The sequence below is a fragment of the Salinilacihabitans rarus genome (assembly GCF_024296665.1).
In the GTDB taxonomy this organism is placed as follows: Archaea; Halobacteriota; Halobacteria; order Halobacteriales; family Natrialbaceae; genus Salinilacihabitans; species Salinilacihabitans rarus.
The window spans coordinates 1,144,993-1,166,656 of the sequence record NZ_CP100762.1 but is presented as its reverse complement, the minus strand read 5'-3'; the positions used below and the strand labels follow the sequence as shown (position 1 = coordinate 1,166,656).

Here is a 21,664-nt window from a genome sequence, read left to right as displayed (position 1 = left end):
GTATGACCACGTGGGACGAGCGGTTCCGCACCGGCGAGTATCCGACCGATCCCGACCCCTCCCCGGTGTTGCGTGCGTACGTCGACGAGGCGGCCGGCGGACGAGCGCTCGACGTCGCCTGCGGCACGGGACGGAACGCGGTCTTCCTCGCCGAGCAGGGATACGAGGTGGACGCGCTCGACCGGTCCATCGAGGGGCTCCGCATCGCCACCGAGACCGCCGAAGAGCGAGGCGTCGACGACCGGATCGACCCGATACAGGCCGACGCGACGCAGTTCGACTATCCGGAGGGGCGGTACGACCTGGTGACGATCAGTTTCTTCCGGACGCTCGACCGACTGGACGACATCAAGGCGGCGCTGCGACCCGGCGGCCTGCTGTTCTACCAGCACCACCTCCGGTCGGAGCCGCCCGCGGAGGTGGGACCGAGTAGCGACCGCCACCGGTTCGGCGCGAACGAACTCCTCCGCGCGTGTCTCGATCTCACCGTGCTGTACTACGAGGAGTCGAGCGAGCAACGGGAGGGGAGGCGATCGGCGACCGTCGAACTCGTCGCTCGCAACAGCCACGGCGGCACCCAGTCGTATCCCGCAACGCGGTGGCCGTCCACCCGATGAGAGCCGACTCGGTCGGCGGCGACCGCGACCGAGACGCCGTGTGACAGCATCCGGAGGCCGCGCTGGGTCGTGATCGATGGAATCGTGACGGTCGCCGCCGGGCGAACGCCGAGGACTGCCCGACGCTCACTTGCCCGGATCGCTGGCGGGTGCCAACCCCGACGAGATCAGTCGGCGAAGGAGGACGACGACTCCGTTTTCGAGGCCCGTAGCGTAGACCGCCCGTTCTTTCCCCGCGCTGTCGTTGCTGTCCGGGTAGTACGATCCGATCAACAGCGTCGCCTTGTCGACGAGCAGAATCCGGCTGATCGCCACTTCGTGATCGGACCACGGCCCCGTGAGCCAGTCCAATCCGGTCTCGAACGTGGTGATGTTCGGGAGCTCCGTCCCCAGCCGGGACGTGATCTGCTTCGTCTGGCCGCCGAGAACGATCGAGAGCTCCCGTTCCACGGCGTCGTGGAGGCTCTCGAAGAGCGGCTCCGACAGGAGCGATTCGTCCACGACGAGCAGTGCGATCTCCGAGTCCGCGCCGTCGATCAGGTCGAACGTCCGGGAGTCGATCGCGTCGTTGCCGGCCAGCGACCACACTTCCTGAACCCGGTCGTTGTCCGACTCGACTTCGCGGTGTTCGATCGCCTCGAGATGCGTTTCGAGCGTATCGATCCGATCGGAGTACTTCTGGCGGAGCGTGCGAGTCGCCTCGCCGATACTGACCGCGCGGTACTGCTGTGGGCTCGAGTGCTGGACCTCGACCAGCCCCTGTGACTCCAGCACCCGGATGGCGTCGTACACCCGCGTCCGCGGGACCTCCGAGATTTCGTGGATCTCCTTTGCCGTCCCGCTTGGAAGCTGTGTCAACGCCAGAAAGCACCGCGATTCGTACTCTTGCAGCCCGAGTTCTTGCAGCAGACTCACCGCCTCGCTGGTAGTCGTATCCTGTGTCATGGCCCAACCACGCGTCCGGCGATCCGAACGTGAGTGCTATAGCCCGTGAACGGGAAAAGGTTCCTGTTTCGCCAGTGTCAGGCCGCTCCGGACCGTCAGCGGTCTCCCCGCGAAAATTTTTCACTCGGATCATCACACAAACTATTTCAATCTCCGGCGGGTTCGTTAGGGTGGCGTGTCCCATTACGGCCCAACCACGATGGGGCATGCCATTTACTACGCGGCGGCCGCGTCGCGACGCGAGAACTGTGAGCGCGCTTCGCCGGTCTACGGGAGAGAAAAGCCGGTTCTCGACGCCGATCTACCGCGGGAGATCAGTCCCGGCGGCCATCCAGAAACTCGAGAAGAGGCCGGATCTCGTCGAACTGCGGCCCTTTCGTTACGAGGCCAGCGTCTCGGTCCCACTCGATGTAGCCGTAATCGGCCAGTTTGGGGAGGTGAACGTGATGTTTACTGACCAGTTCCTCGTCCCGTGTGGCGTCCCCCCGCGGACTGGGAGATGGCCCCGAGGTCTCTTGCGGGTTGTGGTCTAACAGGTCGAATAAGAATTGGCGTCGCTGCGCGTGGGCCAACGCAGTAAACATCTTGTCATTCATTTGGTGCTCCTCATTACCCGTATTTAGCTACCCATTCTCTTAAGTCGTGAACATTTTCACGCTCCGTCGCTGTAGTGATTAATCGAGTGACTGGAGGCGGCGTGACCGAGATCGGGTCGCACGCTACTTACAGGGGCCACTCCGCGTCGAACAGCGCCGCGACGGTGAAACCGAGGTAGAAACCCAGTCCGTGGACGACCGTCCGGCCCAACAGATCCGCGACCGTCTCGATCCCCGCGAGGTTGACGAAGCGCACGTCCACGAGGGAGATGGCGAACGCGAGGCCGACGGTCGCGACCAACCGTTGACCGCTGAACAGCGGACTCGACCGCATCTCGTCGATCACGTCCGACCATACGCGTGCTCCGTCATATCCGTTGGCATACTGACCGATCGCGCCCTCGACTCGCCCGCGCCGACCGAACGGGTGTGCACTCGGCCGCACGCGCGCCGTCGCCACGGAACACCCAGCGTTTTTGTCCCGTCCGACGAACGTCTCGACGCCCCGTCCGTAACGAGCGATGACCCGACCGGTCACCATCCCCGTCGCCGACTGCCAGCCCAGCCAGTTGCTGCTCAGCGCCGAGAAACTGCGCGGCGTCCTCGCGTGGTTCGACGCCGACGACCCCGAGTACGACCCCGTCTCGGTCGTCCCGGCCGACGAGTTGCCGATCGACGACCTCGGCGTCGACGCCCCGTACGTCTCAATCGACGGCCACACGCGGGCGTTCGTCGCGACCTGCTGTGGCGCCGACGCGCTCCGCGCGACCGTCGAGACGGACGTCGACGCCGCCGCGGTGTACGCGCGGTGCGTCGACTGGTGTCTCGACGCGGGCGTGACGGACCCGATGGCGTTCGCGGGCCGGGTCGTGAGCCACGAGACGTACCTCGAAGAGTGGGTCGGCCGGTGTCGCGCGCTGGAGTGCTACCCGTCGGAGTGAGGCCGGGTCGCGGCGGCTATCGGACCGCGATTTCGCGACGATGTCGGAAACCTTGATCGTTCGTTTCTCCCACCTGTACGCCTCGAAAACGAGTGTTGCGGCCCTATCTGTTTTGGCACCAGCCCCTAATACTCCCCGTGACCTCTCCTCAGGTATGCAACGGTCAGTCGGGCACGCCGAGCGGATGGATGCCGCCTGTACCCTGCTCGCGGAGCCACAGCGGCGGTTCCTGCTGTATCTGCTGGCCGGGCGCGGCGAGAGCCACGCGAACCTCGACGCCCTCGTACCACAGATCGCGGCCTGGGAACGTGGGGTGCCGGTCGCGGCCGTCGACGAGGAGGCCAGACAGCTCGTGTACGTCTCGATGGTCCACAACCACCTCCCGCGGCTCGCCGACTACGGCATCGTCGAGTACGACCTGCGCAGCGGCGACGTCGTCGTGGCGGCGGGGTTCTCGGACGTCGAGTCCCTGCTCGACCAGTTCCGACAGACCGAGGAACTCGAGGAGCTTCGGAACCTCGACCTCGACTGAGCGCTCCTTTCGACGACGCCACCGCGGCGCCGACTGGCGAGTCTGCCGGGTCGCGCCGGCGGGTCAGACGACCCCGGCGAGCGGTTCGAACCAGACGGCGGCGACGAGGACGGCGAGGAAGACGTACGATCCCCGGACGAGCAGCATCGTCGCGATCTCGGGATCGGCTCGACGGGCGACGGCGGCGACGGCCGCGAACGCCAGCGCCGCCAGCACCGTCGTCGGCGGGAAGACGCGGCCGACGGCGAGCGCGACGACGGCGAACAGCGCGGTCAGCATGAGGCCGTAGGCGACCGCGTGGGCCCGGGCGGGGCCGACGCTCACCGCGACCGTCCGCTTGCGGATCGAGCGGTCGTAGACGTAGTCCTGGGCGTCGTCGATCACCTTCACGCCCGAGAGCAAGACGAGGAAGACGGCGGCGAAGCCGACCGGGACGGCCGCGAGCGCGCCGGCCTGAACGTAGAAGCCGCCGAGGATCGCCAGCGCGATGCCCGCGGGGTAGCCCGTCGTCGCCGTCACCGGGTTCGTGTCGAGTTGCGGGGCGTGGTGGTAGGCGATCAGCCACGTCGGGAGGACGAGCGCGACGGCGACGGCGTCGACGAGCGCGAACAGGAGGACACAGCAGACGGCGACGGTCGCCGTCGAGGCCGCGAGGCCCGCACGACACCCCCGGGCGGTGAGGGGGTGGTCCTCGTCCTCGTCGCGGACGTAGAAGTCGACGTAGCCGTCCTTGAGGTGGGCGGTGTAGACCGCGGCGAAGATGGCCGCGACGTGGACCGCCGCGACCCCGGGGTCGACCGCGCGGGCGAGGACCGCGCCGAACAGGGAGGCGGCCAGCGGCGGCGTCATGAACACGGGGTGGACCTGCGAGGCGTACGCGCGCAGCGTCGCCCCGATTCCGGTCCCGTGACGCGCGAGGGCCATACCTCGCGTGTCCACGAACCGAGGTATAATACTGCGGGGCGCAACCGAGCGCGGGCGGTCTCCGGCCACAGATTCTTGTCCCGCGGGAACGCACGACGCGCCATGGAATCCCAACGTACGGGCGCGGACCTGTTCGTCGAGGCGCTCGAATCCTACGGCGTCGAGTACGTCTTCGGCAACCCCGGGACGACCGAGTTGCCGATCACGGAGGCACTCGGCGGGAGCGACGTCGACTACCGGCTGGCGCTCCACGAGGACGTCGCGGTCGGGATGGCCGCCGGCTACGCGAGCACCCGCCGCTACCGCGCGGTCGAGGCGGGGGCGCTGGGCGGCGACGGCGACCCGACCGCGCACAACCCCGTCGGCGTCGTCAACCTCCACCTCGCGCCGGGGCTGGCCCACGGGCTGGGCAACCTCTACGGCGCGATGGTCGCCGGGGCGCCGCTGGTCGTGACGACCGGGAACCACCGCACCGACTTCCGCCACGAGGAGCCGATCCTCTCGGGCGACGTCGTCGACCTCGCCGAGCCGTTCACGAAGTGGAGCGCGGAGGTTCTGGACGTCGAGGCGCTGCCAGCGATGCTCCGGCGGGCGTTCCGGGTCGCGCTGACGCCGCCGACCGGCCCGGTCTTCCTCGCGCTCCCGCTCGACGTGACGACCGCCGAGACCGACGCCGAACCCGAACGACTGGGGCCGATCCCTACCGCGGGCGCGGGCGATCCGTCGGCGCTCGACCGCGCGGCGGACCTGCTGGTCGAGGCCGACGGCCCCGCCATGGTGCTGGGCGACGGCGTCGCCCGCGCCGGGACCGAGGCCGTCGAGGCCGCGGTCGACCTCGCGGAGGCGGCCGGACTGCGCGTCCACGAGGAGATCATGGCGAGCGAGGTGAACTTCCCCCGCTCGCACGAGGCGTGGCTCTCGCCGATCCCGCCGGACGAGGCGATGGCGTCGACGCTCATGTCGTCGGACACGCTGCTTTTCGTCGGCACCTCGACGAACACGACGCTCGTCGCCCACGACGAACCGCTGGTGGGATCGAACACGACGTGCATCCACGTCGGAGACGACGCGTGGGAACTCGGGAAGAACCAGCCCGCCGACGCCGCGGTGCTCGCCGATCCGGGCGAGGCGATGGCCGCCCTCGCCGCGCGCGTCGCCGACCGCCTCGACGCGGAGTCCCGCGAGAGCCGCCTCGAAACCGTTCACGCGACGAAAGAGGCCCTCGACGGGACGGTGCGGGCGATGGGCGAGAGCGACACCGACGACCCGCGGGCGTCGAAGGCCGAACTGGTCGACGCGATGAACGAGGTCGCCCCCGACGCCTACGTCGTCGACGAGGGCGTCACCGCGCGGTACGCGCTGCTGACTCGCCGGCCGTTCGAACCCGAGGGGCTGCTCTCGAACAAGGGCGGCGGCCTCGGCTACGGGCTGCCGGCCGCCGTCGGCGCCGCCATCGCCGAGAACGACCGCGACGACCCCCGGGACGTGATCGGCTACGTCGGCGACGGCTCGTACCTCTACTACCCGCAGGCGATCTACTCGGCCGCGCGCTACGACGTCGACCTCACCGTCGTCGTCGTGGACAACCGCAACTACCGCATCCTGAAGGAGAACGCCGCGGACCTCCTCGGCGTCGAGATCGAGGGCCACGAGTTCGTCGGCACGGACTTCGAACCCCCGGTCGACGTCGTCGCGAACGCCGAGAGCCACGGCGCCGACGCCGAACTGGTCGACGAGCCGTCGGGGATCGGCCCGGCGCTCGAACGGGCGCTCGACGCCGACGGCCCGACGGTGCTCGACGTACTGGTCCACGACTGACGCCGCGGTCCGCTCGCCGCCGGTTACGGGCGGTCGCGGGCGGTGACCATCACCAACCATTATGAATGTTGGCGTATCGCCCGTCGATTGTCGAAACGCCACGTTATTTACGGGGTCATTACAGTATCGGTAGCTAACCCGTCACGCGGGTTAGACTACCATGAATCTGAACAGACGCTCCGTACTGAGGGGAATCGGTGCTGCGAGCGCCACGCTGGCGTTTACCGGACCGGCGTCGGCGAGCGACGGCCGGGCGCGGTACGTCGTCGGCGCGACCGACGACGCCGCCGCCCGGATCGAGGCCGCCGGCTTCGAGGTGCTGAACGCGCTCGCGGGAGGTAACGTACTGCTCGTCGCCGGTTCCGCGGACGCGGCCGCGGACCTCGGGGCGATCAGCGGGGTCTCGACGGCGGTGCCGGACCTCGACGTCGAACTCGTGACGCCCGAGGTCGAGGCGTCGCCCGCCGAGGCCGACGGGACCGACGTCGACGAGGTCTACGACGAACTCCTCTGGGACAAGCAGGTACAGGAGGTACGCGAGGCCCACGAGCACGCCACGGGCGCCGGCCGAACGATCGCGGTCCTCGACACGGGGGTCGACGACTCGCATCCGGACCTGAACGTCGACGTCGACGCGAGCGCCACGATGATCGACGGACGGCCGGCCGAACACACCGGCGACTCCGGCTATCACGGCACCCACGTCGCCGGAACCGCCGCCGCGACCGGCGAGGTCGGGATGCTCGGCACCGCGCCGGGTGCGACGGTCGTCTCGGTTCGCATCCTCGGCCCCGACACGGGCACGTGGGGCGACGTCCTCGCCGGGATCGAGTACGCCGCCGACGTCGGCGCCGACGCCGCGAACATGAGCATCGGCACCTCGCCGATCCCGCCCGAGTTCAACGCCTACCAGTACCGTCGGCTGATGGAGTCGGTCGCACAGACCGCCACGGCGGCGGGGACGCTGCTGGTCGGTTCCGCGGGGAACTCCGACGCGAACCTCCAGCAGGGCGGGCTGTTCACGCTGCCGAACAGCCTCGCCGGCGTGGTGTCGATCGGGGCGTCCACGCCGGACGACGAGCGGACGTTCTACTCGAACTACGGGACGAACGAGATCGACGTCGCGGCGCCCGGCGGCGGCTACGAGACGGTCGAGAAGACGATCGTCGCCGGCCCCGACGCGGTCGAGCGTCCGTGGCCGCTCAACGCGGTGTTCTCGACGGTGCCGGACGAGGGGCTCCTCTCCGGTCCCTACGTCGACACGACGATCGACGGCCACGCGTACGGCTGGCTCATGGGGACCTCGATGGCCGCGCCGCAGGTGACCGGCCTCGCCGCGCTCGTGCGCGAACTCGAACCCGGGGCGAACGCCCGGCAGGTCGAGCGCGCTATCGCGGCCGGCGCGGAAGGGACCGACGGCGGGAGCGACTCCGATTCCGGCTTCGGACGGACGAACGCCCTCGCGACGGTCGAGCGCCTGCTGTAACCTACTCTCCCTCGGGGAAGATCTTCCCCGGATTCAGCGTCTCCGTCGGGTCGAGCGCCCGCTTTACCGCGCGCATCGCCTCGACGGCGCCCGCGCCGTGCTCGCGCTCTACGTACTTCCGCTTGCCCGCGCCGATGCCGTGCTCGCCGGTGGCGGTGCCGCCGAGGTCGAGGGCGCGTTCGACGACCCGCTCGTAGACCGCCTCGCCCAGTTCGACGTGCTCGGGGTCGTCGCGGTCGACGAGGACGGTGTAGTGGAGGTTGCCGTCGCCGGCGTGGCCGAAGCAGGGCGCGAGCAGGTCGTGCTCGTCGGCGATACGCTTGGTCTCGCGGACGATTTCGGGATAAGCACTGATCGGCACCGTCACGTCGCCGGGGTGGATCGGTTCGAGGTCGGGGTCGTAGGACGCGACGGCGTAGGCCAGTTCCCGGCGGGCCTTCCAGAGGCGATCCATTCCGTCGTCGGCGGCCGCCACCTCGAAGCGGGCGACGTCGTGGGCCTCGAAGAGCGTCCGGCAGAGGTCGATTTCCTCCTCGACCCCGTGTTCGGCGTGGAACTCGAAGAAGACCATCGGCGCGTCCGGCAGGTCCGTCCCGAGGTAGCGGTTGGCCATCCGCGCGCTCAGGCCGTCGACGAGTTCGATCGTCGCCACGTCGACGCCCGTCCGGACGGCGTCGGAGACCGCCGCGGTCGCGTCGTCGAGCGTCTCGAAGATGGCTCTCCCCCCGCGGACCTGCTCCGGCCGGCCCGCGAGTTCGAGCGTCGCCTCGGTGACGACGCCGAGGGTGCCCTCGCTGCCGACGAACAGGTCGGTCAGGTTGTAGCCGCTCGAGGTCTTCGGCGCCCGCGACCCCGTCTCGATCACGGTGCCGTCGGCGAGGACGACTTCGAGGCGCAACACCCAGTCGCGCACCTCGCCGTACCTGACGGTCTTCATCCCGCTCGCGTCGGTGGCGATCATCCCGCCGACCGTCGAGATGTCCCCCGAGGAGGGCAGCGGCGGGAAGAAGAGGCCGTCGTCGGCGACGTACTCGTCGACGGCCGAGCCGATGATCCCCGGCCCGACGTCGATCTGGAAGTCCTCGGGCCGGTAGTCGCGCACGTCGTCCATCCGGGTCAGGTCGAGGCTGATCCCCCCGCGAGCGGGGACGGCGTTCGCTTCCAGACCCGTGCCGGCGGCGTACGGCGTCACGGGGACGTCCCGGTCGGTCGCGGCCGCGAGGACGGCCGCGACGTCGTCGGTCGACTCGGGCCAGACCACCGCGTCCGGCGTCCGCGCCCCGCCGCGTTGCTGTGCGCCCCAGTCGGCCGCGTGCGCCTCCCGGCGCCCCTCGTCGAACGACACCTGGTCGTCCCCGAGGGGGAGGTCCGCGAGGAACGCGCAGTCGTGTGTCATGAGACACCGTCTAGCACCGTCAGTAACAAGCGTTCCGGCGTCCGGCACCCCAACGGTCACGGCACCCGCGACCGTACGGTCCCGCGTGACCGACGACGCGCTCGACGAGCGGGTTCGCGACCTCCACGACCACCTGGAGGCGACGGCGTCGCTGCCGATCGACCCGCGGGCGAACCGCTGGCTCGGCGAGGCCGAGGCGGTCGCCCGCGACGCCGCGACGGGCGATCTCGACGCGGCGACGACGCGAAAGCGGGTGCGACAGGTCACACGCCTGCTCGCCGAAGCCGAGGGGACGGGCCACGAGGCGGCCGATGCGCACGTCGAGGCGGCCCGCGGGCTCTGCGAGGAGATCCTCGCGGAGTGAGAGCCGGCCCGAAGACCGGCGGTCAGAACGAGACGGGGTCGTCTTCGCGTCGCTCCCCGTTCGCCGGGGGCGTGCGGTCGGAGTAGTACTTTCGGCCGATGGCCCTGCTGTCGACCGCGTTGAAAAGCGCCCGACGGGCCTCGCCCGGGGACTCGTAGGTCTCCTCGGGGAGCACCGCGAGCAGGTCGCCGAACGTCTCCTCGCCGCCCGGGAGTTCGATCGTGCAGTCGCCGCAACTCTCGACGAGTTCCTCGCTCGTCGCGGGGTACGTCGGATCTTCGAGGGCCGCTCGCAGGTCGCCGAACTCGATTCCCAGTTCGCGGTCGTCGGCGGAGTGTCGGTCGGTCATGGCTCGGTCGCCCGGTCCCTACCACACCCGGGTACATACCGCTGGGGGTGGATCTTCGTCGCCGCAGGCGACAGGTCGGCGGGCTACCGCACGGCCCGCGTCGCGTCGTCGATGATCTCGAGAGCCTCCTTCAACTCCTCCATGCCGGCCGCGTACGAGAGGCGGGCGTACCCCTCGCCGTTGGCGCCGAAGGCCTCGCCGGGGACGACCACGACGCCCCGCGAGAGCACCTCGTCGCACCACCCCTCCGGCACCGCGGGCATGGCGTAGAACGCGCCGTGGGGGATCGGCACGTCGAGGCCGGCGTCGGTCAGGCCATCGACGACGACGTCGCGGCGCTCCTCGAAGGCCGCGACCATCTCGTCGACGCGGTCCTGCGGGCCCGAGAGGGCGGCCTCGGCGGCGTACTGGGCGGGCGCGGAGGCACAGGCCTGACAGTACTGGTGGACCCGGAGCATCCGCTCGATCCGGCGGGTCGAACCGATCACCCAGCCGACCCGCCAGCCGGTCATCGAGTAGGTCTTCGAGCAGGCGCTGACGACGACCACGTTGTCCGTCTCGGCGAACTCCGCCGGCGAGCGGTGCTCGCCCTCGAAGACGATGTGCTCGTACACCTCGTCGGAGAGACAGAGCACGTCGTGTTCGTCGGCGATGCGGGCGAACTCGCGCACGTCGGCCTCGGACTGGACCGCGCCAGTCGGGTTCGCGGGGCTGTTGACGACGAACGCCGCCGTCTCGTCGGTGATCGCGTCCTCGACCGCCGCCGGATCGAGCGTGAGGTCCTCCCGGAGGCCGACCGGCCGCGGCGTTCCGCCCGCGATCCGGGTGAGGGCGTCGTAGGAGACGAAGCCGGGGTCGGGGACGATCACCTCCTCGCCGGGGTCGACGTGGGCCTCGAGCGCGAGGTGCAGCGCCTCGCTCCCGCCGGCGGTGACGATGACGTCGGCCGGGTCGACCGCGAGGCCGTAGTCGCGGTCGTACGTCGCCGAGACGGCCTCGCGGAGGTCCCGCGTCCCCTTGTTCGAGGTGTAGGCGTCCGCCTCGCCGGCCTCGATGGCTTCGGCGGCCGCACGCCGGACGTGTTCGGGGGTCGGAAAGTCCGGCTGGCCGAGACCGAGGTTGATCGCGTCCTCGCCTGCGGCCTCGAACACCTCGCGGATGCCGCTGATCGACACCTGTTCTACCCGGTCGGCAAACCGTGTCATACCCCAAGGGGCGGGGGCGATCCCGATAACTCTTGGTGTCCGGTCGTCCGGTCGTTCGACGTGACAGTATTCTAATCGTATGTTCCAAGGCCGAAAAGAATATGTTCACTCCGCCGAATGTGCCGTGTAATGAATTCCCGCAGGTCTTTTCTGGCGGCCGGTGCGACGGGCGCGCTCGCGTTCTCGGCGGGGTGTCTCGACGCCGCGTTCGGCGAGGCCCCGTTCGAGTTCCAGGCGGACCCGGCGCTGCCGACCGACGAGGCACTCGCCGAGACCGGCTACGAGGAGGTCGAGGTCCGATCGGAGTCGTTCGAGGAGACGGTCGACGTCGGCGTCGAGCGCGAGGTCCACGCCACGTTCTGGCTGGGCCTCTACGTGAAAACGGTCGAGATCCAGGGACGGTCGGTCGAGGCGGCGTCGTTCGCCGCGATATCGGTCCCGGCGATGGAACTGTTCGGCTCGTCGGTCAACCCGCTCGACGACCTCGACAGCCAGGAACTGGTCGACGCGTTCGCCGACGACTTCGCCGGCGAGTTCGGCGAACTCCGCGACGTCCGTCACGACGGGACGGTCGACGTGTCGATCCTCGGGGAGTCCCGCTCGGTCGACCGGCTCCTCGCCGAGGCGGAGGTCGACGGACAGGTCGTCGAACTCGTCCTCGCGGTGGCGGCGTTCGGCCACGAGGACGACCTGATCGTACTCGTCGGCACCTATCCGGAGCTGTTGTCCGACGAGACCGAGCAGGTCGAGACGCTGATGGCGTCGGTCGAGCACCCGGCCCCGCGGGACTGACCCGTCAGCCGTCGAACGGCGTCGCCGGTTCGACTCCGGCCGCCGCGAACCGGTCTTCGAGCGCGGCCGCGCGCTCGTCGATCTCTCCGGGTCGGTGGGAGTCGGTGCCGGGGACGAACCGGAGGCCGCGCTCGACGAGGGCGTCGAGGAACGTCGGCGCGGGGTGGAACTCGCCGTAGCCACCGATCGCGCCGGCGTTGATCTCCGGGAGGGTAGACGAGGTCGCGAGGGCGTCCGCGACCGCCACGCGGTGGTCGGCGGTCGTGTATCCCCGCAGCGACGGCGTGCGTTCGAGGGCGTCGACGTGGCCGACCACCTCGAACAGTTCGGACTCGATCAGCGCGACCAGCCGCTCGTAGTACTCGTCGACGAGCGCCTCGACCTCGCGTTCCGACTTCGCCGTGAAGTGGCCCTCGTCGAAAATCGTCGTTCCGTCGAGGGCGTGGACGCTCCCGACGGCGTACTCGAAGTCGGCGTCCGCGAGGAACGTCGCGATGGCGTCCTCGTCGCGCGGGTCGTAGTCGAGTTCGACCCCGTCGTGGACCGTCACCGCGAACCGCTCGCCCAGCGTTTCGAGCGCCTCCCGGCGGCGCTCGTAGGTCAGGTCGAGGTTGAACCCGAACTCGCGTTTCGACAGCCGGAGCGGCTCGCGCGGGGAGACGTTGCAGTGGTCGGTGAACCCGATCGCCTCCAGACCGGCCCGCTCGGCGGCCGCGATCATCGACGGGAGCGGCCGCCCGTCGGAGTAGTTCGAGTGTGCGTGGTAGTCGGCGGTGAGCGCCACTGCGGGGAGTCGTCGTCCGCGTACTAAAACGTCCGCCCGACGGACCCGCCGTCGGCGCCGACTCGCGTTCGACGATCGTACCACAGCGCACGTAAAAACCGCTGTAGTATCGAGGAAACGGTTCTTCGACGTCGTCGTCCTCTAGTCGTGTATGAACCAGGAGCGATCGCTCGACCGGCAGGAAGCGACCTCCGAGCCGTTCTGCTACGTGATCGACTACGTCACCTCCGAGGACCGCACGAGCCACGAGGCGTGGCTGTACGAGTGGGTCCTCGACTCCCTCGAAATCGACGACGTCGCCGAGATCGAACTCTCGCGGGGCGACGACGACCCCTTCGAGGTCACGCTGCGGATCGAGACCCGGTCGGCACACGGGCTGGTGGCGCTGGACGCACGGTACCGGGACCAGATCGAGAAACTGGCCGACCGCGTCGACGACCTCTCCGTTCGGTGTTCGGAGGTCGACCCGGCGGCGCCGGTCCTCCGCTGAGGGCGCCGGCGGTCAGTAGAACTCGCGGACGAGGTCCGTGGCGTCCTCGGGAGCGCCCTCGGGGATCTCGGACATGTCCTCGGTGACGCCGTGGAGTTCGTGGTACGGCACCGAGTTCTCGTCCTTGTAGATGACGCCCTGATACTCCTTCTCGGAGTCGAGGATGACCTCCTTGGCGGCGTCGTAGTCGGTCGGGTCGTGGCCCTCGTCTTGCAGGTCGACCAAGGTGTCACGGAAGTAGTCGTAGGTGTCGACGTCGTTGAACGTGACACAGGGCGAGTAGACGTCCACGAAGCCGAAGCCGTCGTGTTCGATCGCCTGCTGGATGATCTCCTGGTGGCGCAGCGCGTCCGAGGAGAACGACTGGGCGATGAACGTCGCGCCGGCGGCGAGCGCGAGCGCGTGGGGGTTGACCGGCGGCTGTTTCGGCCCCTCGGGGGTCGTCGACGTCTCGAAGTCCTCGCGGCTGGTCGGCGAGGCCTGCCCCTTCGTCAGCCCGTAGATGCGGTTGTCCATGACGACGTAGGTCATGTCGACGTTCCGGCGGACGGCGTGGACGAAGTGGCCGGCGCCGATGGAGTAGCCGTCGCCGTCGCCGCCGGCGACCATGACCTCGAGGTCGGGCCGGGCCATCTTCACGCCGGTGCCGACCGGGAGCGCACGGCCGTGGACCCCGTGGAGGGCGTAGCTGTGCATGTACGTCCCGATCTTGCCGGAACAGCCGATGCCGGCGACCACGAACGTGTTGTCGGGGTCGTTGCCGGTCTCGGCGAGCGCCTTCATCATGCCGTTCATCGTCCCGAAGTCGCCGCAGCCGGGACACCACGTGGGCTGTTTGTCGGACTTGAAGTCGGTGAATCGAACCTCTGAACTCATGCTGGAACCTCCGCTTCGAGTTTCGCCTGAATCTCCGCGGCGAGTTCGTCCGCCTTGAAGCGGACGCCGGTGTACTTGTTGATGCGCTTGACGCGGGTGAGCGTGTCGTGTTCGAGCAAGTCCGCGAACTGACCGGTCGCGTTACACTCGACGACGATCACGTCCTCGGCGGCGTCGATCTCCTCGCTCAGGTCCGGCCGGGGGAAGACGTACGGCACCGAGATCACGCGGACGTCGACGCCCTCCGCTTCGAGGTAGTCGAGGGCCTCGACGAGCGCGCCCTCGTTCGAGCCCCAGGTGATCACGAGGGTGTCGGCGTCGGGGTCGCCGAACTCGCGGTAGTCCCAGTCCTCGCGTTCCTTCGCGGTCTCGACCTTGCGGTTTCGCTTGTCGACCTGTTCGACGCGGGTGTCGGTGTCCTCGGTCCGTCGGCCGAGTTCGTCGTGTTCGAGGCCCGTGCTCATGTGCGCGGCGTCGGTCGTTCCGGGGAGCGCACGCGGGCTGACTCCGTCCTCGGTGGCGGCGTGGGCGCGGAAGCGGCCCTGCCCGTCGAGCCACTCCTCGACCTCGTCTTCGTCGACGATCTTGCCGCGGTCGATCTCGACGGCGTCCATGTCGAACGTCTCGGGCCGGAACGTCTGCTCGGTCACCGACAGCGCGAGGTCGGAGACGAGGAAGACCGGCGTCTGGTACTTCTCGGCGAGGTTGAACGCCTCGATCGTCTTCCAGAAGCACTCGGCGATCGACGTCGGCGTGACGACGAACCGCGGCACCTCGCCGTGGCCGCCGTACAGCGTCATGTTCAGGTCGCCTTGCTCCTGCTTGGTGGGCATCCCCGTCGAGGGACCCGACCGCATCACGTCGGCGATGACCAGCGGCGTCTCGCTGGTCGCGACGAGGCCGAACGTCTCGGTCATGAGGTCGATGCCCGGACCGGAGGTGGCCGTCATCGACCGGGCGCCCGCGCGGGCGCCCCCGAGGGCCATGTTGACCGCCGATAGCTCGTCTTCGGCCTGGACGACGTGGCCGCCGTAGTCGTCGATCCGGCCCGTCAGGTACTCCATGATCGAGGTCGCGGGCGTGATCGGATAGCCGGCGTAGAACCGACAGCCGGCGGCGATCGCCCCCATCCCGATCGCCTCGTTGCCGTTGAGCAGGACGTAGTCCTCGTCGGTCGTCTCGAGATCGTATCCGAGGTGGTCCAGGTCGTAGTTCTCCTGAACGTGCTCCTGACCGAGACGCGCCGCTTCCTTGTTGTTCTCGACGATCTTCGAGCCCTTGCCGCCGAAGCGCTTCTCGAGGGACTCGTCGAGGTACTCGACGTCGAAGCCGGTGATCTCGCAGGCGGCCCCGAGTGCGACCGTGTTGCGCATGATCGCGCCGCCGGCCTCCTCGGCGAGTGACTTCAGCGGCACGTCGACGCCGGTCGCCTCCTCGGGAATCTCGGCCTCCCAGGAGCGCTCGCCGTCGTAGATGATGGCGCTTCCCTCGTGTAACTCGTCGAGGTTCTCGTCGATGGTCCGCTGGGTGAGCGCGACCAGGATGTCGAGCCGATCGACGACGCTCTGGACGCGGTCGACGGAGGTGCGGATCTTGTAGGCGGTGTAGCCGCCGCGGATTCGCGACGCGAAGTCTTTCGACGTGAAGACGTGCCGTCCGGCCCGCGAGAGTGCCTGGGCGAAGATCTTCCCCGTGGAGTCGATGCCGTCGCCGGCTTCGCCTCCAATCGCCCAGTTGAGGTCCTCTGTCATGTCCTAACGGACCTTGCCCGGGGGCGATCAAAAGACTTCTGAAAGCCCACCCTCCCGCGATTTCCCCCAATAGTTACCCGGATTGTAGTGAATAATTTCGACAGTCGGCGCCCGCCCGATGAGGGATGGGAACGCCTTTCAGCCCCCCGGAACAACCGCTCCGACATGGACGAAACCGAAGTCACCGTCGAGGACGTTCGCGACGTGGGGCCGGACACCGTCGCGCTCGAACTCGCCACGCCGGAGGGGTTCGACGCGCTGCCGGGGCAGTTCGTCCTGCTGAAGGCGGCCCCCGAGGACGAGGAGATCGCCCGCCACTACACCATCTCCTCGCCCGACGTCGAGGGGACGTTCGAACTCACCGTCGGCGTCGACCTCGAGGGCGACCTCTCGCCGTGGCTCGCGGAACTCGAAGGCGGCGAGACGATCCGGGTCGAGGGGCCGTACGGCCGGATCGCCTACGAGGGCGACCGGGACGTCGTCGCGGTCGCGGGCGGGCCCGGCGTCGGCCCCGCGGTCGCCATCGCCGAGGCGGCCCACGAGGCCGGCCACGAGGCGGCGGTGGTCTACGAGGACCTCTCGCCGGCCCACGTCGACCGCCTCGACGCCCTCGCGGACGCCGGCGCGACCGTGACGATCATCGACGACGGCGGCGGCGGCCGCCTCGCCGACGCCGTCGAGTCCCACCTCGGCGACGGCCAGTTCTACGTCTTCGGCTTCGCGCCGTTCGTCGGCCGGGTCGCCGACGCCATCGAGGCCGCCGGGGGCGACCCCAACGACGCGCAGATCGAGAACTTCGGGTGAGCCGTGGGCCGCGTCGCAGCGGCGTTCGAGGCCGTTCGCGGCCGGAGGCGGACGGTCGCGCTCGTCCTCGTCGCCCTCCTCGTCGTCGCGGCCGCGCTCGGCGCGGCCGTCTTCCTCGGGACGACCTACCGCGCCGATCCGGCGGCGCTCGACCGCCTCGACGCGCGCGAGGACGTCACCGTCGAGCGCGTCGATGACGACGTGATCGTCCGCGGGGGCGAGGTGACCGACGAGACCGTCGGCCTCGTCTTCTACCCCGGCGCCCGGGTGCGCCCCGCCGCCTACGCGCCGACGCTGGCCGACCTCGCCGCCGAGCGCGACGTCCTCGTGGTGATCCCGAAGATGCCCCTCGACCTCGCGGTTCTGGACGCCGACGCGGCGGCCGACGTCGCGGCCGCCCACCCCGACGTCGACCGGTGGGTCGTCGGCGGTCACTCGCTCGGCGGGGCGATGGCCTGCCGGTACGCCGCCGACGATCCCGGCCGCGTCGACGGCGTCGTCCTGTTCGCGGCCTACTGCGACGACGGCGACGACCTCCGGGGGACCGGGCTCGCAGTCCTCTCGGTGCAGGGCGGCGCCGACGGCGTCATCGACGCGGCGACCGAACGTGCGAACCGCGACCTGCTCGGGTCGGACGCGACGGTCGTCGAGGTCGAGGGGATGAACCACGCCCAGTTCGGCGCCTACGGCGACCAGCGCGGCGACGACCCGCCCGCGATCGACGACGGGGAGGCGCGGGCGCGGGTCGTCGAGGCGACCGTCGAGTGGTTCGACGACCGCGTCGGCACCCGCGAGCGCACCGGAGCGTCGCCGGCGGCCGTCGCCGTATCACCGGCCGATACGGTCAGTACCGACTGAAAAAGGGGTTTACGGACGGGTGTCGTTCGACCGCCCATGAAGCGACGCGACGTGCTCGTCCGCGTCGGTGCCGCGGGGGCGGCCGTGGCCGCCGCCGGCGGACTGGGCGCCGCGGCAGTCGACCGGACCGCCCTCGACGGAGCCCTCTCGAGCGACGACGGGGACGACGCGGGCGACGAGGAGTCGCCCTGTCGCGCCGGGCGGCCCGACTGGGCGTCCGACGAACCGTTCGACCGGTTCCTCGTCGGGACGACCGGGGACGACGAGGCCGCCCGCCCGAGCGAGGTCTGGGTCCGGAACGCGACCGACGAGACGGTCGCGGTCGCGGTCGACGTCGCCTCGGGTCCGGAGACGCTCGACGAGACGGTCGACCTCCCGGCGGGGGCGTACCTCGAGGTGCTGGCGTTCGGCGACGACGCCGACGTCGCCGTCGAGAGCGACGGGTCGCGGACCCGGACGCGGGTCGACGGCTCCGGCGGCTGGGACCGCCTCTCGCGGACGGCCGTGACCGTCGACGAGGACGGAATCGAAACCGCCTCGCGGACGGTCCGGGGGGAGACGCCGGTCGAAGACGTCGCGTTCGACCGCCTCGACGAGGCCTGCGCGAGCGACGAGGCGGTCGAGCGCGCGGACGTCGCCGTCGAGGACGGGTCGGTCGTCGTCGAGGGAACGATCGGAACGCCGACGCCGTGTCACGTCGTCCTCCCGACGTGCGTCGCCGCCGACCCGGACGGCGAGGTCCTCGAGGTCGTCGTCGCGGTCGGCGAGAGCGCGGCCGAGGCCTGCGTCGAGTGCCTCGGCGAAGTCGACTACGAGGCGCGGGTCGACCTCGCGGACGGGCCGCCGGGGCGCGTCGACGTCCGCCACGACCGGGACGGCGACCTCGTCGACGTCGGATCGTTCGACGTCGGCGAGTGACGGGTGTCAGTGTTCGACGAATTCGAGTAACACGCCGCCGGTGTCCCGCGGGTGCAGGAAGGCGACGGTGTGGCCCCACGCGCCCGGCCGCGGTTCGTCGTCGATCGGTTCGATCCCGAGGTCCCGCGCCGTCTCCAGGGCCGCGGCGGCGTCGTCGGTCTCGACGGCGAGGTGGTGGATTCCCGGCCCGTGGCGGTCGAGGTAGTCGGCGATCGTGCCGCCCGCGAGCGGTTCGAGCAGTTCGAAGTAGCCGTTCCCGAGGTCGAGGAAGACGACGGCCATGCCGTCGAACTCCTCCTCGTGGACGACCTCGGCGTCGAACAGGTCCGAGAACAGCGCCGCGAGGGCGGTCGCGTCGTCGGTCGCGATGCCGGCGTGGTCGAATCGCATCGGGTCGACCTGCGCGCGCCGGGGGCGTTATACTGTCGGTCGGGCCCGGGGCAAAGCGTATGCTCTCCCCGTGAGAACGGACCGGGTATGCAGATCGCGAACACCGAAACCGTCCCGAACGGCGAGGTCGTCGAGGTGCTGGGCGTCGCCCGCGGTAACACCGTCGAGGCGCGAAACGTCGGCCGCGACATCACCCAGGGCATCCGTAACGTCTTCGGCGGCGAACTGAAGGCCTACTCCGAACTCCTCACGAAGGCCCGCGACGAGGCCATCACCCGCATGGAGGAGGACGCCGAGCGGATGGGCGCCGACGCGGTCGTCAACGTCCGCCTCGAGACCTCGCAGGTCACCGACGGCGGCGCCGAGGTGCTCGCCTACGGGACCGCCGTCCGTCTGGAGTGATGTCGCGGGCCACCGGGACCCCGGCCGACGGGGCGACGCGATGAGCGCCCGCCCCGTCGTCGCCGCGGTCGGGACGGGACTGGCCGCCTTCCTCGTCGTCGCCGCCGCCGTCACCGAGGCGCTGGCGGGCCGGATCGCGTTCTCGCTGCTGGTCGGCCTGCCGGCCGGCCTCGTCGCGGGCGGCGTCGCGACGGTCGTCGCGCTGTCGGTCGCGTCGGGCGAGAACGGGGACGGGAGCGGGGGCGGCCGGGCGCGACGGCTCGTCGACGCCGCGGCCGCGTTCGGCTACGGAGTCGTCGCCCTGCTTGCCGTCCGGTACGCCGTCCCGCCGGTTCGCTCGCGGCTCTCGACGGCGGTCGTCGTCGGGATCGCCCTCGCCCTCGCGGTCTCGGCGTACGCGAGTCGCGGCCTCGGCGGCGCCCGCGGCCGGCCGCGCTCGCGGTGAGTCACAGCCCCAGCGTCGCCGCGAGGTCCTCCGGGAGGCCGCCGCCGATTTCGAACACCGCCTGCATCTCCTCGTCGGAGAGTTCGAAGTCGAAGACGTCGAGGTTCTCCTCGGCGTGGGCGCGGCTGGCGGCCTTCGGGATCGCGGCCACGTACGGCTGCTGGAGCAGCCACCGCAGCGCCACCTGCGGGGCGGACTTGCCGTGGGGCTCGCCGATCGCGTCCAGCCGTTCGTCGCCGACGACGGCCCCCTCCGCCAGCGGCGTGTGCGCGGTCAGCAGGACCTCGTTCTCGACGCAGTAGGACAGCAGGTCGTGGCGGTGCTCGTAGGGGTGATAGCGCACCTGATTCGTCACGATCGGCGTCTCGGAGCGGTCGACCGCCTCATCGAGTTGCGCGACCGAGAAGTTGCTGACGCCGACGTGGTCGACGACGTCGTCGGCCTGCAGGTCGTTCATCGCCTCGATCGTCTCCGCGAGCGGGGCGACGTCGCTCGGTGCGTGGAGCAACAGCAGGTCGATCCGGTCGAGGCCGAGTCGGTCGCGGCTCCCGCGGGCCGACTCGACGGCGTCGTCGTAGGCGGCGTCGTCCGGGTGAACCTTCGTGACGACGAAGACCTCCTCCCGGGGGACGTCGCTCTCCGCCAGCGCCTCGCCGACGGCGGCCTCGTTGTCGTACATCGTCGCGGTGTCGACGTGGCGGTAGCCCGCGTCGAGCGCGGCCTCGACCGCCCGCCGACACTCCTCGCCGGTCGTACGCGCGGTGCCGAACCCGAGCGCCGGGACCTCGGCGCCGCCCGCGACGACGGTCCCCGTCGTGGCGTTCGTTCTCACGGGGTCGCGTTCGGGCGGCGGGCTAATCAAAGCGGGGCCGGCGCGCGTCGACCGCGGCTCAGCGGTACGGCTCGCAGACGCGCCGGACGCCCTCCTCGAAGTCGACCTCGGGCTCCCAGCCGGTCGCCGCGCGAAGCCGCATCGGGTCCGCGCAGGTGTCGTGGACGTAGACGTCCGCGGGGATGGGGTTCCCGACGTACTCGGGGTCGACGTCCGTTCCGAGTTCGGCGTTGATCCGGTCGACGACCTCGTCGAACGAGTGGGATTCGCCCGTCCCGAGGTTGTAGACGCCGTCTAGCCGGCACTCGGCGGCCAGTTCCAGCCCGGAGACGACGTCCTCGACGTGGGTGAAGTCGCGCGTCTGGCTCCCGTCGCCGTAGATCTCCGGCGAGCGGCCGTGGGCGACGTCGTCGGCGAACTGCGCGATCACGTTCGCGTACTCGTCCTTGTGGCTCTCCGCGCCGTGGTACCCCTGGTAGACCGAGAAGAGGCGCATCCCCGCGAGGCACAGGTCGTAGTGGTTCGAGAAGTACTCGGCGTAGCGCTCGCGGGCGAGTTTCGACGCCTCGTAGCCGGTGTTGGCGGTCACGTCGAGCAGTTCGGGTGCGGGAGCGGTCCGGTCCCCGTAGATCGACGACGTCGAGGCGTAGACGACCGTCTCACAGCCGTCGCGCCGGGCCTGTTCGACGACGTTGACGAACCCCTCCACGTTCACCCGGGCGCCGCGGCGAGGCTCCTCCTCGTGCATTCGGTACGAGGAGAGCGCGGCGAGGTGGAAGACGACGTCGACGTCGGTCGGGAGGTCGTCGTCGAGGACGCTGCGCTCGACGAACGTCGCCCGGTCGTCGAGGTTCTCTGCCGTACCGAGGTAGCCGTCGTCGAGCGCGACCACCTCGTTGTCGGCGGCGAGGCGGTTCGTCAGGTTCGACCCGATGAACCCGGCGCCGCCGGTGACGAGGATCCGCTCTCCCTCCATGGCCGGCACGTCCACGTCGGGTTATTAGAACGATTTTATTATGATCACGTACTGTCACGAGTACGCGAACGTTACGCCGGGGACGGGAACGTGATCGTCCGGTGGTAGATGGCCAGACTTTTGTCCCCGCCCCCGGTTGTGACGACGCAACGACACGGACCGACGCACCGTCG

Annotated in this window: 26 protein-coding genes; 13 read left to right on the top strand and 13 right to left on the bottom strand. The window is 70.0% G+C overall.

Features of this window, described 5'->3' with window-relative positions:
* The first annotated feature begins 2 nt into the window (after nt 1-2).
* Nucleotides 3-617 (top strand): class I SAM-dependent methyltransferase, encoded by a 615-nt coding sequence (locus NKG98_RS06170; RefSeq protein ID WP_254768787.1) that lies wholly within the window; start codon nt 3-5, stop codon nt 615-617.
* A gap of 126 nt (nt 618-743) precedes the next feature.
* Here the strand turns inward: NKG98_RS06170 and NKG98_RS06165 are convergent, their stop codons facing one another.
* From NKG98_RS06165 to NKG98_RS06160, 3 genes are all read right to left on the bottom strand, one after another.
* Nucleotides 744-1,562: a TrmB family transcriptional regulator gene (locus tag NKG98_RS06165; RefSeq protein WP_254768786.1), complete on the bottom strand. Its 819-nt coding sequence runs from the start codon at nt 1,560-1,562 to the stop codon at nt 744-746.
* A gap of 314 nt (nt 1,563-1,876) precedes the next feature.
* On the bottom strand, nt 1,877-2,146 hold the full coding sequence (locus tag NKG98_RS19095) for a DUF7344 domain-containing protein (protein ID WP_425504407.1): 270 nt from the start codon (nt 2,144-2,146) through the stop codon (nt 1,877-1,879).
* Between the two features lie 139 nt (nt 2,147-2,285).
* On the bottom strand, nt 2,286-2,504 hold the full coding sequence (locus tag NKG98_RS06160) for a hypothetical protein (RefSeq protein ID WP_254768785.1): 219 nt from the start codon (nt 2,502-2,504) through the stop codon (nt 2,286-2,288).
* 175 nt (nt 2,505-2,679) lie between these two features.
* Here NKG98_RS06160 and NKG98_RS06155 point away from each other — a divergent pair, with 175 nt between their 5' ends.
* Together NKG98_RS06155 and NKG98_RS06150 are read left to right on the top strand one after the other, a co-directional pair.
* Entirely contained in the window at nt 2,680-3,099 is a 420-nt protein-coding gene (locus NKG98_RS06155) for a histone acetyltransferase (protein ID WP_254768784.1), read from the top strand.
* Between the two features lie 154 nt (nt 3,100-3,253).
* Nucleotides 3,254-3,631: a DUF7344 domain-containing protein gene (locus tag NKG98_RS06150; protein WP_254768783.1), complete on the top strand. Its 378-nt coding sequence runs from the start codon at nt 3,254-3,256 to the stop codon at nt 3,629-3,631.
* A gap of 63 nt (nt 3,632-3,694) precedes the next feature.
* Here NKG98_RS06150 and NKG98_RS06145 read toward each other — a convergent pair whose 3' ends face one another.
* Nucleotides 3,695-4,555, bottom strand: a complete 861-nt coding sequence (locus NKG98_RS06145) for a UbiA family prenyltransferase (RefSeq protein WP_254768782.1) — start codon at nt 4,553-4,555, stop codon at nt 3,695-3,697.
* A 102-nt stretch (nt 4,556-4,657) separates the two neighbouring features.
* Here NKG98_RS06145 and NKG98_RS06140 point away from each other — a divergent pair, with 102 nt between their 5' ends.
* Together NKG98_RS06140 and NKG98_RS06135 are read left to right on the top strand one after the other, a co-directional pair.
* Nucleotides 4,658-6,373 (top strand): thiamine pyrophosphate-binding protein, encoded by a 1,716-nt coding sequence (locus tag NKG98_RS06140; RefSeq protein ID WP_254768781.1) that lies wholly within the window; start codon nt 4,658-4,660, stop codon nt 6,371-6,373.
* 160 nt (nt 6,374-6,533) lie between these two features.
* Entirely contained in the window at nt 6,534-7,859 is a 1,326-nt protein-coding gene (locus NKG98_RS06135; RefSeq protein WP_254768780.1) for a S8 family peptidase, read from the top strand.
* Nucleotide 7,860: 1 nt separating this feature from the next.
* On the opposite strand, the gene NKG98_RS06130 is transcribed toward NKG98_RS06135, so the two are convergent.
* Nucleotides 7,861-9,255, bottom strand: a complete 1,395-nt coding sequence (locus tag NKG98_RS06130; RefSeq protein WP_254768779.1) for an FAD-binding oxidoreductase — start codon at nt 9,253-9,255, stop codon at nt 7,861-7,863.
* An 85-nt stretch (nt 9,256-9,340) separates the two neighbouring features.
* Here NKG98_RS06130 and NKG98_RS06125 point away from each other — a divergent pair, with 85 nt between their 5' ends.
* On the top strand, nt 9,341-9,619 hold the full coding sequence (locus tag NKG98_RS06125) for a DUF8152 family protein (RefSeq protein WP_254768778.1): 279 nt from the start codon (nt 9,341-9,343) through the stop codon (nt 9,617-9,619).
* A 22-nt stretch (nt 9,620-9,641) separates the two neighbouring features.
* Here the strand turns inward: NKG98_RS06125 and NKG98_RS06120 are convergent, their stop codons facing one another.
* Nucleotides 9,642-9,968 (bottom strand): DUF5789 family protein, encoded by a 327-nt coding sequence (locus NKG98_RS06120; protein ID WP_254768777.1) that lies wholly within the window; start codon nt 9,966-9,968, stop codon nt 9,642-9,644.
* 83 nt (nt 9,969-10,051) lie between these two features.
* On the bottom strand, nt 10,052-11,173 hold the full coding sequence (locus NKG98_RS06115) for a pyridoxal phosphate-dependent aminotransferase (RefSeq protein WP_254768776.1): 1,122 nt from the start codon (nt 11,171-11,173) through the stop codon (nt 10,052-10,054).
* Between the two features lie 129 nt (nt 11,174-11,302).
* On the opposite strand from NKG98_RS06115, the gene NKG98_RS06110 reads away from it, so the two are divergent.
* Entirely contained in the window at nt 11,303-11,965 is a 663-nt protein-coding gene (locus NKG98_RS06110) for a DUF6517 family protein (protein WP_254768775.1), read from the top strand.
* A gap of 4 nt (nt 11,966-11,969) precedes the next feature.
* On the opposite strand, the gene NKG98_RS06105 is transcribed toward NKG98_RS06110, so the two are convergent.
* A complete protein-coding gene (locus NKG98_RS06105) occupies nt 11,970-12,749 on the bottom strand; it encodes a PHP domain-containing protein (protein WP_256558474.1) in 780 nt (259 codons plus the stop codon).
* Between the two features lie 151 nt (nt 12,750-12,900).
* Between NKG98_RS06105 and NKG98_RS06100 the strand changes: the two genes are divergently transcribed.
* Nucleotides 12,901-13,239, top strand: a complete 339-nt coding sequence (locus NKG98_RS06100) for a hypothetical protein (protein WP_254768774.1) — start codon at nt 12,901-12,903, stop codon at nt 13,237-13,239.
* Nucleotides 13,240-13,251: 12 nt separating this feature from the next.
* Here NKG98_RS06100 and NKG98_RS06095 read toward each other — a convergent pair whose 3' ends face one another.
* Nucleotides 13,252-14,115: a 2-oxoacid:ferredoxin oxidoreductase subunit beta gene (locus tag NKG98_RS06095; RefSeq protein ID WP_254768773.1), complete on the bottom strand. Its 864-nt coding sequence runs from the start codon at nt 14,113-14,115 to the stop codon at nt 13,252-13,254.
* Nucleotides 14,112-15,866 carry a 2-oxoacid:acceptor oxidoreductase subunit alpha gene (locus NKG98_RS06090; protein WP_254768772.1) on the bottom strand — a complete coding sequence of 585 codons (1,755 nt, stop codon included), beginning with the start codon at nt 15,864-15,866 and terminating at the stop codon, nt 14,112-14,114. Before NKG98_RS06090 ends, NKG98_RS06095 begins: the two co-directional genes overlap by 4 nt.
* Before the next feature lie 165 nt (nt 15,867-16,031).
* On the opposite strand from NKG98_RS06090, the gene NKG98_RS06085 reads away from it, so the two are divergent.
* The 3 genes from NKG98_RS06085 to NKG98_RS06075 are packed head-to-tail and all read left to right on the top strand — an operon-like array spanning nt 16,032 to nt 18,446.
* The gene (locus NKG98_RS06085; protein WP_254768771.1) at nt 16,032-16,670 is read left to right on the top strand and encodes an FAD-dependent oxidoreductase; all 639 of its coding nucleotides are present in this window, start codon (nt 16,032-16,034) and stop codon (nt 16,668-16,670) included.
* A gap of 3 nt (nt 16,671-16,673) precedes the next feature.
* Entirely contained in the window at nt 16,674-17,528 is an 855-nt protein-coding gene (locus NKG98_RS06080) for an alpha/beta fold hydrolase (RefSeq protein WP_254768770.1), read from the top strand.
* 36 nt (nt 17,529-17,564) lie between these two features.
* Nucleotides 17,565-18,446, top strand: coding sequence for a hypothetical protein (locus NKG98_RS06075; RefSeq protein ID WP_254768769.1), 882 nt, complete (start codon nt 17,565-17,567; stop codon nt 18,444-18,446).
* Nucleotides 18,447-18,452: 6 nt separating this feature from the next.
* Here NKG98_RS06075 and mce read toward each other — a convergent pair whose 3' ends face one another.
* Nucleotides 18,453-18,836: a methylmalonyl-CoA epimerase gene (gene mce / locus NKG98_RS06070; RefSeq protein ID WP_254768768.1), complete on the bottom strand. Its 384-nt coding sequence runs from the start codon at nt 18,834-18,836 to the stop codon at nt 18,453-18,455.
* Between the two features lie 87 nt (nt 18,837-18,923).
* Here mce and NKG98_RS06065 point away from each other — a divergent pair, with 87 nt between their 5' ends.
* Both NKG98_RS06065 and NKG98_RS06060 read left to right on the top strand, forming a co-directional pair.
* Nucleotides 18,924-19,238: a YbjQ family protein gene (locus tag NKG98_RS06065; RefSeq protein WP_254768767.1), complete on the top strand. Its 315-nt coding sequence runs from the start codon at nt 18,924-18,926 to the stop codon at nt 19,236-19,238.
* A 40-nt stretch (nt 19,239-19,278) separates the two neighbouring features.
* The gene (locus NKG98_RS06060) at nt 19,279-19,683 is read left to right on the top strand and encodes a DUF8147 domain-containing protein (protein ID WP_254768766.1); all 405 of its coding nucleotides are present in this window, start codon (nt 19,279-19,281) and stop codon (nt 19,681-19,683) included.
* Nucleotide 19,684: 1 nt separating this feature from the next.
* Here NKG98_RS06060 and NKG98_RS06055 read toward each other — a convergent pair whose 3' ends face one another.
* Both NKG98_RS06055 and NKG98_RS06050 read right to left on the bottom strand, forming a co-directional pair.
* Nucleotides 19,685-20,515 (bottom strand): aldo/keto reductase, encoded by an 831-nt coding sequence (locus NKG98_RS06055; RefSeq protein ID WP_254768765.1) that lies wholly within the window; start codon nt 20,513-20,515, stop codon nt 19,685-19,687.
* Nucleotides 20,516-20,573: 58 nt separating this feature from the next.
* Nucleotides 20,574-21,491, bottom strand: a complete 918-nt coding sequence (locus NKG98_RS06050; protein WP_254768764.1) for an NAD-dependent epimerase/dehydratase family protein — start codon at nt 21,489-21,491, stop codon at nt 20,574-20,576.
* Nucleotides 21,492-21,664: the final 173 nt, after the last annotated feature.